This window comes from Lamprobacter modestohalophilus, from assembly GCF_016583905.1.
GTDB classification, from domain to species: domain Bacteria; phylum Pseudomonadota; class Gammaproteobacteria; order Chromatiales; family Chromatiaceae; genus Lamprobacter; species Lamprobacter modestohalophilus.
Genome location: NZ_NRRY01000056.1, coordinates 14,975 through 29,283, shown reverse-complemented (window position 1 = coordinate 29,283; position 14,309 = coordinate 14,975). Strand labels below are relative to the sequence as shown.

Genomic DNA, 14,309 nt, shown 5'->3' with positions numbered 1-14,309 from the left:
GCCCCAGCCCCAGCCCCAGCAACTGTAAAGCCGAAGCAGGCACAGGCACAGGCACAGGCAACGGTAACCCTAACCGCGCTGCCATTTGCAGCCATAGCCCCGAGCCACAACCAAGCGGCACGGCCCCGAGCAGCGGCGCCGACCTGCTCGAGCTCGGCGCCGGCACCGGCGCACTGGCCGCCGAACTCCTGGCCAGCCTCGCCGAGCAAGGCCCGCTGCCGGACCATTATCTGATCCTGGAGCCGAGCCCAGACTTGGCTGAGCGCCAGCGCCAAACCCTATCTGCCCGCGTCCCAGCGTTGCTCGAACGCTGTCACTGGCTCGATCGGCTGCCAGCGCAATTCGACGGCATCGTCATCGCCAACGAGGTCTTGGACGCGATGCCGGTCAATCGCTTCCAGATCGGCAACGAGGGTCAGATTCAAGAGGTCTGCGTCGGTATCGATCGCGATCGCGATAGTAATGGCGATAATAATGGCGATGGCGATGGCGATGGCGATGGCGATGGCGAGCGTTTCATCGATCTCCTCTCGGAATCGGCATCGCCGGCACTGATACAGGCAGTCTTAGCGTTACAGTCAGCCGGCCTCGCCACCCAGCCCGGCTATCGCTCGGAGATCAACCTTCGGCTTGCGCCCTGGACTCAGGCGCTCGGCGCCATGCTCGGCACGGGCCTGATCTTGGTGATCGATTATGGTTATCCGCGCGCCGAGCGCTATCTGGCCGAGCGCGATCAAGGCACCCTGATGTGCCACAGCCGCCATCAAGCGCACGCCGACCCCTATCGCGACATCGGCTTGCAGGATCTGACCGCCCACGTCGATTTCACCGCCCTGGCCGAAGCCGGGCGGTGCGCTGGGCTTGACCTCGCCGGTTACACCACCCAGGCCAACTTTCTCATCGGCTGCGGTATCGATGCGCTGATCGCAGAGGCCGCGGCCGCCGATCCCATGGCCATGCTCGAGCTGACCGCCGGCGCGAAACAATTGCTGCTGCCGAGCTTGATGGGCGAACGCTTCCAAGTACTGGGATTGACCAAGGGCCTCGACGAGCTTGCGCTCAGTGGCTTTTCGGTGCGCGACCTGAGCGCCCGCCTCTAGCGCTCATCTCTAGCGCCCGCGCCATCTACAAGGCCTCTCAGCGCAAGTAGGTCGGAACGATGGTCTCGATATCGCTCGGATGGATGCCAAGCTCGAGCAGTCCGTTATGCTCACCGCAGATGCTAGGGGTCTGCATCGACCAGTAGTTGTCCATCGTAAATGGCTTGCCGGGCAGACGCTCAAAGAGATTGGCCTGCCAACGCGAGGCGCGATCATTGAGCCCAATCAGCAGGCAGCGCTTGCCGATCCAGCTCGCGGTCTGCTCGACCAACTCTTCCAAACGAAACGTCCGCGGGCCACAAAGATCGTAGCGACGGCCGATGGTTCGCGGATCATCCAGCGCACGCGCGATCGCCTCGCAGACGTCACCCACCCAGACCGGCGCGAAGCGCGCATCAGGGCAGGCCAGCGGGAAGACGCCCGGAGCTAGCTCCAGCAAGGAAGCGAAGCGGTTGAAGAAGCTATCGCCACGACCAAAGATCACCGACGGGCGAACGCTGGTCACTTGCAAGCCTTCAGCCTGGTGCGCCAGATCTTCGCCAGCGCCTTTCGAGCGCAGATACGCGCTGCCACCGCCGATCGCATCAGCGTTTAGCGCACTCATCTGGATCAGCCGCGACACGCCAGCCTCGGTCGCCGCCGCGGTCAGCTCGCGCACCAGCTCGACATGGGCGCGCTCGAAGGTCGAGCTGCCATCCTCGTTGAGGATGCCGACCAGGTTCACCACCGCATCACAGCCTGCGAATAGCTCGGCCAAGGTCGCTCGATCCAGGCTGCTGACCGGCAGCAGGCTGAGGTGCCGGGTCAGCTTGAGGTCGCGGTGCCGGTGCGGCCGGCGTGTCGGCACTCGACAATGCCAACCGGCCTCGCCGAGTCGTCGGACCAGATGCTGACCGACAAAGCCGGCGCCACCGAGGATACAAATAGTCTTGGTTCTCATCGGACTCCTGAAAACGCGCGTACCGAAGTCAGCGCGGCTAGGGACCATGCTGGGAAACAGCGGTCGATCTGGGCGCGTATTATGCCCCATCAACACCCGGAGTCGACCCTAGCCGTGATGGACCCTATCGCCCTCGTTGCCTTTCTCGCCACCGGCGCGCTCGCCGGCCTACTCGCCGGGCTGCTCGGGATCGGCGGTGGCGCGATCATCGTGCCCGCGCTGATCGGCATCTTCGGCTATCTGCATCTGGATGGGCTCTGGGCACCACATCAAGCGGTCGCGACCTCGCTGGCGACGATCATCGCGACCGGCTCGGTCTCGGCCTACTCCCACCATCGCCGCGGCGCGGTTGACTGGCCCATCGTTCGCTTGCTCGGCACGGCCCTGCTGATCGGCGCCGGGCTTGGGGCCTTGGCCGGCGGTGAGATCGCGCCAATCTGGCTGCAGCGGCTCTTCGCGTTGTTCTTGTTCTACAGCGGAGCACGGATGCTGCTGAGGTCTGGGCAGGCGCCACAGCAACCGCTTCCGCCCCGGCCACGGCTGCTTGGGGCGGGCATCGGCTTCGGCGCCTTGTCCGCCTTGCTGGGCGTCGGTGGCGGCATCCTGGTGGTGCCCTTCCTGGCCCGCCATGGGGTTGCACTGAGGCGCGCTGTGGGTACCGCGAGCGCCTGCGGCGTACCGATCGCCGCTGCCGGCAGCTTGGGCTTCGTGCTCTCAGGCTGGGGGCGCGCTGGACTGCCCCCGCACAGCCTCGGCTTCGTCTACTGGCCGGCAGCGCTCGCCATTATCGCCACCAGCATGCCACTCGCACACCTCGGCGCCCGGCTCGCCCATCGACTCCCAACCGCAGCCCTCAAACGCGTCTTTGCCCTACTGCTGGTGGTGGTCGGTATCGGACTGCTGCGCGGCTAAATCGGCCAGACGAATCCGCCGGACGAATCCGCTGGATTAATCCGCAAGATGCATCAGTCAGACGAGGAGCCGCTGCCGAAGGGGCTGCGCAAGCCCGAGTCTTCGAGCCAGAGTCGGCGATAGAGGTAGGTGTTGCCAGCGGCGTCGCGAAGCACCAAACGCCCACGCTGCTCGGCGACCTCATAGGCACGAACGCTCTCGCTGCTGGGCTCATAAAGGGCGATGCGGTCACCGCGACGCTGGAAGAGGCCTTCGATATGTCCGCCCTGAGCGGCCTGCAAACGAAAGCGCTGGCCGCGAATGATCATCAGGCCGCCGTCGCGCCCCTCCCAGATGCCATCGAGCCCGCTCCCGCCGCTGCCCCAGGGCCAGCCCTTGCCGCCAGACCACTGATCGCCCATTCCCTGCATGCCAAAGGCGGTGATCGGGTCATCAAAGACGCCGTAGCCGGGCATCTGGCTCCACGGCATCTGGCCGTAGCCGAAATTCCCCATACCCGGCATCATTCCCGGCATCATTCCCGGCGTTGTCGGCACCGTTGGGCCAGAATCGCCGTCGAAGAGCCCCATTGCCTCCATCATCCGCGCCATCGCCTTGGCCATGACGTCAGCGGCATCGCTGCCAGCAGCGCTCGCTGGCAACAGCGCCGACAGGCTCAGCACGAAAGCGATCAGAAGGCGGAAACGCATGATGAAGATGGCAAGGAACGCAGCTGGGGGACAACCATGGGTGGGCAACCCCATGGAAGCACAACCATGGGAAGGACAGCCATGGGAACAGTAAACGGCGTGACACGACGAGCGCGCCAAGTCAAAGCCGATCAGGATAACAGAGGCGAGAGACCAAGCAGCGCACGACAATCGCCAGCGTCGGTCACTAGCGTCGGCCGCGCCTGGTGGATCAGGGAACCGAGCGCAGCAAGGCACCTACCCGCAAGGGCGGCAATCCCAACCGGTCCCGATAGAAGATGCGATAGGTCAGCACCCGGCGCACGTATTGGCGCGTCTCGCCATAGGGGATCTCGGTCATCCAGAGGTCGCCGGCCATTGGCTTCTCCGGCAACCATCGGCTAACAGCGCCTGGCCCGGCATTGTAAGCGGCGCTAGCGAGCAGCGAATGGCCGCCGAAGCGCCGCTGCATCTGCGCCATATAGGCGGTGCCGAGCGAGATATTCAGCGCCGGATCGATCAGATCGAGGCGCTCGGGCTCCGAAAGGCCATTCTTCAACGCCACCTCGCGTGCGGTCGGCGGCATCAGCTGCATCAGACCGACGGCACCAGCGTGGGAGGCGATGTCCGGATCGAAGGCGCTCTCTTGGCGGATCACGGCATAGACCCAGTCCAGCGGCAGCCCCCGCTCGGCAGCGGCCTCGCGCGCCAAATCCGCATAAGCAAGCGGAAAACGCAGATTGAGGTCGTCCCAGTAGGCCGCCTGCGAGAGGGCCAGGATCGACTCGTTGGCGAGCCCGAGCTCGGCGGCGGCAACCGCAGCAACCAACTTCTGCTCTCGGGGCATCAGGCGCACCAGTTCGAGCCACTCACGCCGCACCTCAGTGTCGCGACCGAGCGCTTTCAGTGTTTTCAAGCGCTGGACCAGGTCGGAGCCCATCAGTTGGTCCAACGCAGACTGCTCCACCGGCGCCGGCTGATGCGCAAGCGCTGGCGGGCGCCCAACCAGCTCCGCGGAGAGAAAGCCCCAGAGGGTGCGCTCCTCAGCGGCCGAGGCAAAGGCATGTGCAGCAGCCGCACGCTGCGCAGGACCGGACGCGATCCGCATCAGCGCCTTGCCCCGCCAGTAACGCCATTTGCCAAGCTCATCCGCTTCTGGCGCCAACCCCGCAGACCAATCGGCAAGCTGTTGCCAGGCGCCTAGCTTCAACGCGGTGCGCAAGCGTCGCAGCTGGAGATCCTGATTGTCAGCCCGCGGCTCGAGCAGCGCCAGATAATCAAAGCCGCGGAGGTCGCCGGCCAGTGCCAGGGCGTTACCAACGGCGGCATCGGCGCGCTCGGCGAGCGGGACTGGCAGAGGTTCGGCCGCGGCAATCGAGGCCCGAAACTGCTCTGCGCTTGCGGGCGATGTGGCCGCTAACTGCTGCAGCCCATAGACCAGGATCTGCTGTCGTCTGCCCTGATCGGGCACCCGCTCGGCGGTCATCGGCTGCTCGAGCAAGAGCGACGGCCGCTGATGCACATCCAGCATCAGGGTGAGCCAAGGCTGCTGCTCAGCCGGCAGATAGCGCCCTTGGTAGGCCGCGACACCGCGATTACCTGCGTCCAGGGCCCGCTCGACTCGCGCCCAGACCAGGTCGCTCCGGAGCCCGCCAAGCTCAGCCCAAGCCGCAAACAGCGGGTCACAGTCTGACGGCAGCGAACGCCCCGTCAGATAGAGCGCCGAGATTCCGGAGAAGGCCTCAGCAGCGCGATCAGTCCCGAGCAGCGCTCGCCGGTACCAACAGTCTCGCTCGGTGGACCCGTTGTCGACATGCGCGGCGAGATAATCGGACCAACGTCGCTCGCGCACGAGCCGGCGCAGCCACTGCTCGCGCAGGCGCTCGGCCGCAGCCGTGCCCTGATGGCGCGAGAGGAAGCGCTGTATGGCGTCTGCGTCGACCGTATCAAGCCGTGCGCGTAGATCGGCATGCGCGCGGTCGGCAGCCGACAGCGGCAGAGCGGGGTCCGCTGCCGCGGTTACAGCCGCCTCGTCGTCCGGAGTCTGCCCTTCTGCGATTCGATCTGCGGCGGTCTGAGCTGCTGCCATCTGGGCTTCAGGACCGCCATCTGCAGTCGTAACCATCCCCGCAGGCGCGAACAGGATCAGCAACGCGACAAGGACAAGAGGCACGACGAGGCGAGCCCGCAACGGACCCGAGCCGAAGCGCTGCGAGGCGCCGATTTCGTGAGTCCCTGGCGCTGTCCCGATTGATTTGCGACGAATAGCGTTCATCTGTGCTCGGCAAGCCTCTCAAAACCCGTCAGCGCACCGCGCCGTACCGTCATTATGACCAACCTCGACCCGCCCGATATCGAAACCCTGAGCCTGCTCCTGCGGCAAGTTGCGCGCGAGGAGCTCATGCCGCGCTTTGGCCAACTGCCTGCGAGCGAAAAGGCCGATGGTAGCTTGGTCACCGAGGCCGATCTCGCGGTTCAACGGCGTTTGGTCAGCCTGCTCGCCGCCCATTGGCCAGACATCCCGCTGCTCGGCGAGGAGATGTCCGCCGCCGAGCAACAACGTCTACTCTCAGATCAGGGCGCGGGGCTCTGGTGCCTAGACCCGATCGACGGAACCAGCAACTTTGCCTGCGGCTTCCCTGGATTTTGTATCTCATTGGCCTTGCTGCGGGCCGGCCGAGTCGAACTCGGCCTCGTCCTAGATCCGGTGCGCGATGAGTGTTTCAGCGCCGTGCGCGGCCAGGGCGCGACCATGAATGGTCAACCAATCAGGCCGTACAGCCCCGGCCAACAGCTCAGCGACTGCCTGGCGATGGTCGATTTCAAGCGTTTGCCGAAGGATCGCGTCGCCGGACTTTTTGGCGCTGATTCGTTCCGCTCACAGCGGAACCTGGGGGCGGTTGCACTGGAATGGTGCTGGCTCGGCGCCGGTCGTTTCCAGCTCTATCTGCACGGCGGCCAAGGGCTTTGGGATCACGCCGCCGGCCGTCTTATCGCCACCGAGGCTGGCGCCGCAACCCGATTGTACGCACCCGGCAGCGCGCAGCCTGAATCAGCCATCACACTCGCCAAACGCGTTGCCCTTGGCGCCGCAAACGAGACGCTACTCAACCAATGGCAAACGCGGATTGGGTTTCCGCTGAGCGCTCGCTGAGCGCCACGAAAGTGTTTCCGACAGCCTGTCGACTCCGGCCTGCCGACCCCAACTTCCAACCCCTAACCCCTAACCCCTAACCTATCAGCCCCAACCTTTTGACGACGAGGAATCCCGATGTCCGAACAGATCAGCAACCAAGACATGGATCTCAGCAGCGGCATCGCCGCCTTTGAATCCAAGCAGTTTTCGCGCGCCGTCGGCCTGTTAGGTCCGCTCGCCGAGGCCGGCCATCCGGAGGCACAATATCGGGTCGCGATCATGGCGCAGAACGGCCTGGGTATGCTCGAGAATCCGATGCAGGCGTTCAAGTACATGCGCGCCGCCGCCGAGGCCGGGCTCGGCGTCGCCCAGCACGGACTGGGCTTCATGTACATGGAGGGCGAGTGCATCGACAAGGATGCCAACAAGGCGGTGGCCTGGTTCAAAAAGGCCGCCGAGCAGGGGCTAGCGGGCTCACAGACCACGTTGGCGATGATGTACGAAGAGGGCCGCGGCGTCGAGAAAGACCCCGAAGAAGCCCGCCGCTGGTACCACCTAGCGGGCTTCGACGAAAAATAGCCCAATCCCCATGCTGAGTCGCTGTCTACTGTCTTCTATCCACTTGCCACTATCCACTTGCCACTTCCCGACAACCGCCCTACCCTGGTGCTCGAATCGGGAAGCCGTTGATAGACAGTGTCTCAGCGGCGTGCTCGACGTCGCTCGGCGGCCTCAGCCAGCTGCATCAGCATCGGCGCAGTCTGCTCCCAGGCCAGGCAGGCATCGGTAATGCTCTGGCCATACACCAGCTCGCCAGCGGCGGTGAGGTTTTGGCGCCCACCGATCAGATTGCTCTCGATCATCGCACCGTAGATGCGGGTCTCGCCGCGGGCGATCTGGCCAGCGACATCCTCGGCAACACGCAGCTGCTTGTCCGGCTGCTTACGGCTGTTAGCGTGACTGAAGTCGATCATGATCTTCGGCACCAGCCCCGAGTCTTGGATCGCAGTAGCGGCGATGTCGACGCTCTCGGTATCGTAGTTGGGCCGGCTGCCACCACGCAGGATGATGTGGGTGTCTTCGTTACCCGTGGTGGTGAAGATCGCTGAATGCCCCTCTTTGGTGAGGGACATGAAGACATGGGGACGTGCCGCGGCGTGAATCGCGTCGATCGCGACCTTAACGCTGCCATCGGTCGCATTCTTGAAGCCCACCGGGCAGGAGAGGCCTGAGGCCAGCTCGCGGTGGCCCTGACTCTCAGTGGTACGCGCACCGATGGCGCCCCAGCTCACCAGGTCGGCGATATATTGCGGGCTGATCAGGTCCAGGAACTCGGTACCGGCTGGCATTCCCTGGTCGTTGAGATCGATCAGCAGCCGCCGCGCCAGCCCCAGCCCCTTGTTGATCTCGAAGCTGCCGTCCAGGTTTGGGTCGTTGATCAGGCCCTTCCAGCCGACCGTGGTGCGCGGTTTTTCAAAGTAGACCCGCATCACGATCAGCAGCTGATCGCTCACCTGATCACGCACGCTGGCCAACTGTTGGGCGTACTCGAGTGCTGCGGCGGGGTCGTGCACTGAACAAGGGCCGACGACCACCAGCAGCCGGTCATCCTCACCGTGTAGGATGTGCTGAATGGCCTTGCGGGTCTCATGCACCGTGGCCGCCGCCGCCTCGGTGATGGGAAACTCGGCATGGAGGTCTTTCGGCGCAATCACCTGTTTGATCGCGCGGATGCGAAGATCGTCTGTTTCGTAACGCATGCTCTTCCGTGGTGCGAGTTAAAGCGCACCCTCGTCTCTAAACGGTGAATTCTACCTGCGACAGCGCCCGTATCGCTATGCGATTGGCCCAAGTTTTGCGGCACATCTGCGGCCATTGTCGGCCAAGACCCGGCAGGCCAGCCTGTCGCTAGGTAGAATCGCGGACCTTTCGTCGACCAGCGGTTGGCGTAAGGGCTTTTGGGCCTAACCTTTACCTAGGCCGATAACAGCGGCTGACACGACCGTTTGCCACGGCCGATTGATCACGGCCGATTCATCACGTCAATCCTGATATCGAGCCACCTTACACCGAATGCCTCGAGCCGGCTCGTCGTCGTGCCGATGCAGCTATCCTTACTCGTCAACTTGCCGTGAGCAGCAGCACCTCTCCATGATGTCACCCCGAGAACAGCCGAACCGAGCCAGCCGCTCCGCAAGGACTCGAGCATGACGGATCGTCCGCCACCGAAGCTCCGCAGCAAACTTGATGATGGGCAAGGCTCAAACCGCCGCCCCCCCAAGCCGCCTGCTGCCGATCGTAGCAGTGATCTCAGCTCCGCCGGCAGCGCCGCTCGCGGCAAAGCCAACAGCGCTGCCAAGAGCGCTGCGAACAGTGCTGCCAAGAGCGCACCAGGCCTCTCCGACTGGGCCGAGGAGATCTACACCGCCCCGCCAGATAGCCGGCAGCGTAATGACGTCGACGCACAGGTCACTGTCAGTACCCGCTTGCGCAAGCCCAGGGTCCACCTGACAGCGCCAAGCACGGTGCAGCACGTGGATCTGAAGCGCTATATGGGACGCTGGTACGAGATCGCCCGGCTACCCTATTTCACTGAGCGCCGATGCACCAAAGACGTGCAAGCAGACTATCTGCTCGGCGACGATGGCATGGTCTATGTGACCAATCGCTGCACCCACGCCGATGGCGGCATCGGCACCGCGAAAGGCATCGCCCGTGTGGTCGATCGCAGCAGCAACAGCCGCTTCGAGATCAGTTTCCGCATGCTTTACGGCGTGCACGTGCTCTGGGACCATTACTGGGTGATTGGCCTCGGCGATGACTACGAGTATGCCCTGGTCGGTCAGCCCTCGCGCCGCCGCGGCTGGGTGCTGGCGCGAGACCCGCTGCCAGCCGAGGAACTCGTCCAACAATGGCTAGACGAATTCTCAGAAAAAGGCTTTCCGGCCCAAGCCTTCGAGCGCACCCGCCAAACGGGCCTTGCCGCTGCAGGGTAACCATGCGACGACAACAGAATCCGACTCATCCATGCTGGCTGCTGGCGCTTGGCCTCGGACTCTTGGCTGGCGGCCTGATGACCGCTTCGGCAGATACTGACATCGCCGATGAGAGGAGTGAGAGCCAGGATGTCGTCGATCAAGCGCCAAGCGCGCACACACTGGCAATAGCGGAATTTCGCGCCCAGGCTGAGGCTGAGGCGCGCAACTACGACCGCACTCAAGACATCTCTCCGCGCCAGATGCTGATCTTGCTCGAGATGGCGCAACGCACTGGAAAGAGCTTGGGGCAAGCGCTCGCGACCGGCGAGTTCGAGAGTGCACGGACCTGGAACGACTTTGTCCGACCGACGATCGCGGAAGGCAGGCTCGGCTCGGCGACCGGCGTCTGGCAGTTCATCCCCTCCACCTTCTACCGCATCATCAAGCGCTATGGCGCAGAGCTGTTGGCGGTCAGCGCTGCGGACGCATCCCTGCATCGTGACCACATGGACCTCGGCGCCGGGCCATTCAGCGATCAGCAGGTGCGCTCCATCATTGAAGAGACGGTTGCCGGCGAACGCGAGGCCGAGGACGAGCAACTGCAGCTCCTGCGGCACAATTTCGCCGTTCTTGCCTTTGCCAAGCATTATCTGAGCGTCGACTCTGGGGCCAAAACGCCAGAAGAAGACTACCTATTCCACTTTCTCGGCGAGAAACGCGGCCGGCAGATCTTGGCACTGGCGCGGGGAGAGGCTCGCCACACCCTAAGCGTTGCGCCCGCACAGACCAACAGCGAGCCGAAGCCGGCAACGGGGCTAGGACTAGGCCTCGCCGGCACCAGACAGCGACACTACATCCAACTCCCCGGCAGTCGCCTGAGCCCAGGGCTGTCTGACGCCAACCCATTGGCCGCTGCCAGGCAGCGGCGCCTGTTAGCAACGACAGGACGCCTCCCTAGCAATCGGTCGGGGTCAGGCTCATCCTCAGGCTCAAGATCGCATCGGCTCGGCACCCTAGACCCTCGGCTGAGCGACTCCGCCGTTTATCGCCCACCGTCCGGGGCCTTATCTGCCCCTGCCAGTTGGAGGAGCGCTGAATGGGGCCTTCCGGCCGACTCGCCGGTGGTGACCGGAAACGCGGGCATGTTTTATCGCGACGCCAGCACCAAGACCAATCCCTACACCTGGGCGGAGTTCTTGGACGCGCTCTCCGCACGCGTCCAGGCCAAGCAGCAGCCAGCCATGGTTCGCGCCAAATACGGCGTTGGCTTTCAGATGAACGGCGGCGACATGCCAGGCTGGTCGTTCAATGACGACAAGATCACCAACACGCTCGAGTTTCGCCATGCGCTCACGGGCAGCCTGCCGCTACCGGCGCCGTTGGTCAACGGACCGCTCGATGCCGTCGAGACGCAGGCCTACAAGGAGCGCCTCGCCGAACTGATTCGGCAAGGGGACGACAAGCCCTTGACCCATTTGCCGCCGACGGCCCGATCTGCGCTGCAAAATCTCGGGCTCTTGGCGCTGGATGAGAACGCTACCGACACCAACAACCCAGCGGTTCGCGAGGCGCTGCAGGCCTTTCGCGATCTCGTCGGCAAGGACACCCCGGTTGATCCCGCATTGGCTGATAGCCTGATGCCGAGCGAGCGTGTCGCGCTCGAGCTCTATGATCAGCGCCTCGCCCGCTATGCGGCGCTGCAGGCCGCTCAGCGGGCCGCGCTGCAGAGTAGCTTAGACCTGATGGCCATCAACCGACTCCTGAAGAGCCATCAGCGCAGCTCGAGGCCGCACATCGCGCGACTGCAGAAGGCACTCGCCGAAAAGGGCCTACAGACCCAAACCCATGCACGCAAACGCACCCAGACGGCGCAATTCGACGGCATCGCCGGCAAGCTCACTCAAGCCGCGCTCAATCAGTTTCAGCTACGCCATGGCCTACGCCCGACCGATGGTCTGCTCGACCCGGTGACGGTCGCGATGCTCGACCTGCCGCCGATGGGTCGCAACATCTTCCTACCGCCATCCGGCCCCTATTCGCCTATCGACGCCGAGCCCGAGAGCCACCGGCACTGCGCGGCGCCAGAGGCCAGGCACCATCTGACCCTCTACCACCTGCTGCCGAGACCGGAGAGGATGAGCCTGAGCCTGAGTCTGAACGAGCACTCAGATTCATGGCGCATCGCCACCCGCGCGGATGAAACAGCTGTTTCAAGGTAACGTTTAGCAACTCATCCGCAACGTCGAGGCCACAGCACCGAATGGAACGTTCCTACCGACTTATCGTCTCCTGCCCCGATCAGGTGGGGATTGTCGCCGCAGTCAGTGACTTCATCGCCCAGCATGGCGGCTGGATCACCGAGGCGCATCACTACTCGGACCCAGAGAGCCAATGGTTCTTCATGCGCTATGTGGTGCGGGCCACATCGCTACCCTTCGGTGAGGAGCGCTTCCGGGCCCTGTTCGAGCCGATCGCAACCCGCTTTGCGATGAACTGGTACCTGACGGACACCGGCGTCAACCGTCGCGTCGTGTTGATGGCCAGCAAGCAGGCACATTGCCTATCAGACTTGCTCTACCGCTGGCGCAGCGGCGAGTTGGCGTTCGACATCCCCTGTGTGCTGTCAAACCATGCCGATCTCCGCGACTATGTGAACTGGCATGGCATCGATTACCAGCATCTGCCGGTCGATGGCTCAGATAAGTCGCATCACTTCGCAGCGGTCAACGCCGCGATACAGGCCGCCAAGGCCGACCTGGTGGTGTTAGCGCGCTACATGCAGATCCTGCCACCCGATCTCTGCGAGCGTTATCCTGGGCGGATCATCAATATCCATCACAGCTTCCTGCCCTCCTTCGTCGGCGCTCGACCCTATCATCAGGCCTCGGCGCGCGGCGTCAAGCTGATCGGCGCGACCTGCCACTATGTGACCAGCGAGCTGGACGCCGGCCCGATCATCGAGCAAGACGTGGTGCGGGTTGGACACCACAATACGGTCGAGGACATGGTTCGTCTGGGTAAGGACGTGGAGAAAACGGTCCTCGCGCGTGGTGTCCGCTATCACCTCGAAGACCGCGTGCTGCTGCATGGCAACAAGACGGTGGTCTTCGCCTGAGAGTCGAGAGCGATTGCCCAGCGCGATTGCCCAGGACTATCGTCCAGGGCTACTGCTTCGGTGGCACGTAGCCCTCGGGCATCTCCGCCCCGTCGCCGAAGAAGTACTGCTCCATCTGCTCCTCGAGGAACTTGCGCGCCTTTGGGTCCATCGGGCTCAGCCGGTTCTCATTGATGAGCATGGTCTGATGCTTGAGCCAATCGGCCCAGGCTGGCTTCGAGACGCTCTCGAAGAGACGCTTGCCAAGCTCGCCGGGATACGGCTGCCGGTCCAGACCTTCGGCTTCGCGGCCGAGCTTTACACAGTTGACCATGCGGCTCATCGGGCTACTCCTGTCGTTTCATTCGCTTGGTTGGCGTTCGCTATCAGCCTCGGCAACAGCGCGAGGCGTCGTTGCTCCCAGTTCGGTGAGCAGGCGTCTTATCGGCGCCGGAAGCCCGAGGGCGCCAGGCTGAGCCGGATCGATCCAGCTCACATCGGGCTGATCGCCGACTCGGGCAGCGGCGGCTGCAAGCTTGACCAACACCGGCCACATCTCGAGCTGGAAGTGGCTGAAGGTATGTCGGCGCCGAGGCAGCATTTCAAGTCGCAGCACGCATGCACCGAGCTGCGAACGGCACCAATCCTCGGCATCGGCATCGACGCTCAGCTCGGGCGGAGTCCAGAGTCCGCCCCAGATCCCGGCCGGCGGCCGTCGCTGCAGCAGCACCTGCCCGTGCGGGTCTTGGATCAACAACAACTGTGCAGCGCGCAATGGCGTCTGCTTGCGCGGCTTGGGCGCCGGATAGGCACTGACCGCATCCTGCGCCAAGGCTTGGCAACAATCCGCCAGCGGGCACACTGAGCAAGCCGGGCGAGCGCGCTTACAGAGCGTCGCGCCGAGGTCCATCATGGCCTGATTGAAATCGGCCACCTGCTCGAGCGGAGTCAGCGCCTCGGCCAGCGCCCACAGCTGGGCCAAGACAGCGTTGCTGCCCGGCCAACCCGGGATCGCAAAGCAGCGCGCCAAGACCCGTTTACAGTTACCGTCGAGGATCGGATGGTGCTGGCCGAGCGCCAGCGACAGGATCGCGCCAGCCGTCGAGCGACCGATCCCTGGCAGCGCCTCAAGCGCCTCGACCTGCTCCGGGAATCGGCCCTGATGCTCGGCAACGATCACACGCGCAGCACGATGCAGGTTGCGCGCCCGCGCATAGTAGCCGAGCCCGGACCAGAGGTGTAACACCGCATCCTGGTCGGCAGCAGCCAGCGACTGCAGGTCGGGGAAACGCGCCATGAAACGCTCGAAATAAGGCACCACCACCGCGACCTGGGTCTGCTGCAGCATGATCTCCGAGACCCAGACGCGATAAGGCGTCGCGTCGCGTTGCCAAGGCAGGTCGTGGCGACCATGGCGCCCGAACCAGTTGAGCAGGCGTTGTGCGAAATCGTTGGCGATCGCCGAGGTTGGGACCTGCGGG

13 protein-coding genes are annotated in these 14,309 nt (G+C 64.1%); 7 read left to right on the top strand and 6 right to left on the bottom strand.

Annotation, left to right across the window (positions count from 1 at the left end; translation table 11 throughout):
• On the top strand, window positions 1–1,100 hold a 1,100-nt coding region (locus CKO42_RS22030), incomplete at its 5' end, for a class I SAM-dependent methyltransferase (RefSeq protein WP_200249081.1).
• A 37-nt stretch (window positions 1,101–1,137) separates the two neighbouring features.
• On the opposite strand, the gene CKO42_RS22025 is transcribed toward CKO42_RS22030, so the two are convergent.
• Window positions 1,138–2,040 (bottom strand): complex I NDUFA9 subunit family protein, encoded by a 903-nt coding sequence (locus CKO42_RS22025; protein ID WP_200249067.1) that lies wholly within the window; start codon window positions 2,038–2,040, stop codon window positions 1,138–1,140.
• Window positions 2,041–2,121: 81 nt separating this feature from the next.
• On the opposite strand from CKO42_RS22025, the gene CKO42_RS22020 reads away from it, so the two are divergent.
• Entirely contained in the window at window positions 2,122–2,952 is an 831-nt protein-coding gene (locus CKO42_RS22020) for a sulfite exporter TauE/SafE family protein (RefSeq protein ID WP_242479603.1), read from the top strand.
• Window positions 2,953–3,005: 53 nt separating this feature from the next.
• Here CKO42_RS22020 and CKO42_RS22015 read toward each other — a convergent pair whose 3' ends face one another.
• Both CKO42_RS22015 and CKO42_RS22010 read right to left on the bottom strand, forming a co-directional pair.
• Window positions 3,006–3,641, bottom strand: a complete 636-nt coding sequence (locus tag CKO42_RS22015) for a hypothetical protein (protein ID WP_200249064.1) — start codon at window positions 3,639–3,641, stop codon at window positions 3,006–3,008.
• A 211-nt stretch (window positions 3,642–3,852) separates the two neighbouring features.
• Window positions 3,853–5,709, bottom strand: coding sequence for a lytic transglycosylase domain-containing protein (locus CKO42_RS22010; RefSeq protein ID WP_200249062.1), 1,857 nt, complete (start codon window positions 5,707–5,709; stop codon window positions 3,853–3,855).
• Window positions 5,710–5,949: 240 nt separating this feature from the next.
• Here CKO42_RS22010 and CKO42_RS22005 point away from each other — a divergent pair, with 240 nt between their 5' ends.
• Window positions 5,950–6,774, top strand: coding sequence for an inositol monophosphatase family protein (locus tag CKO42_RS22005; protein WP_200249060.1), 825 nt, complete (start codon window positions 5,950–5,952; stop codon window positions 6,772–6,774).
• A 117-nt stretch (window positions 6,775–6,891) separates the two neighbouring features.
• Complete coding sequence (locus tag CKO42_RS22000) at window positions 6,892–7,335, top strand: tetratricopeptide repeat protein (RefSeq protein ID WP_200249059.1); 444 nt, start codon at window positions 6,892–6,894, stop codon at window positions 7,333–7,335.
• A 122-nt stretch (window positions 7,336–7,457) separates the two neighbouring features.
• Here the strand turns inward: CKO42_RS22000 and CKO42_RS21995 are convergent, their stop codons facing one another.
• Window positions 7,458–8,516, bottom strand: a complete 1,059-nt coding sequence (locus CKO42_RS21995; protein ID WP_200249056.1) for a 3-deoxy-7-phosphoheptulonate synthase — start codon at window positions 8,514–8,516, stop codon at window positions 7,458–7,460.
• A 447-nt stretch (window positions 8,517–8,963) separates the two neighbouring features.
• Between CKO42_RS21995 and CKO42_RS21990 the strand changes: the two genes are divergently transcribed.
• From CKO42_RS21990 to purU, 3 genes are read left to right on the top strand one after another with little or no spacing between them, the layout of a single operon-like run.
• Window positions 8,964–9,752, top strand: coding sequence for a lipocalin family protein (locus CKO42_RS21990; protein WP_200249052.1), 789 nt, complete (start codon window positions 8,964–8,966; stop codon window positions 9,750–9,752).
• 2 nt (window positions 9,753–9,754) lie between these two features.
• The gene (locus CKO42_RS21985) at window positions 9,755–11,953 is read left to right on the top strand and encodes a peptidoglycan-binding domain-containing protein (protein WP_200249050.1); all 2,199 of its coding nucleotides are present in this window, start codon (window positions 9,755–9,757) and stop codon (window positions 11,951–11,953) included.
• A 41-nt stretch (window positions 11,954–11,994) separates the two neighbouring features.
• Window positions 11,995–12,849, top strand: coding sequence for a formyltetrahydrofolate deformylase (gene purU / locus CKO42_RS21980; RefSeq protein WP_200249047.1), 855 nt, complete (start codon window positions 11,995–11,997; stop codon window positions 12,847–12,849).
• A gap of 49 nt (window positions 12,850–12,898) precedes the next feature.
• On the opposite strand, the gene CKO42_RS21975 is transcribed toward purU, so the two are convergent.
• Window positions 12,899–13,171 carry an oxidative damage protection protein gene (locus tag CKO42_RS21975; RefSeq protein WP_200249032.1) on the bottom strand — a complete coding sequence of 91 codons (273 nt, stop codon included), beginning with the start codon at window positions 13,169–13,171 and terminating at the stop codon, window positions 12,899–12,901.
• Between the two features lie 18 nt (window positions 13,172–13,189).
• Window positions 13,190–14,287: an A/G-specific adenine glycosylase gene (gene mutY, locus CKO42_RS21970; protein WP_200249087.1), complete on the bottom strand. Its 1,098-nt coding sequence runs from the start codon at window positions 14,285–14,287 to the stop codon at window positions 13,190–13,192.
• Window positions 14,288–14,309 lie beyond the last annotated feature (22 nt).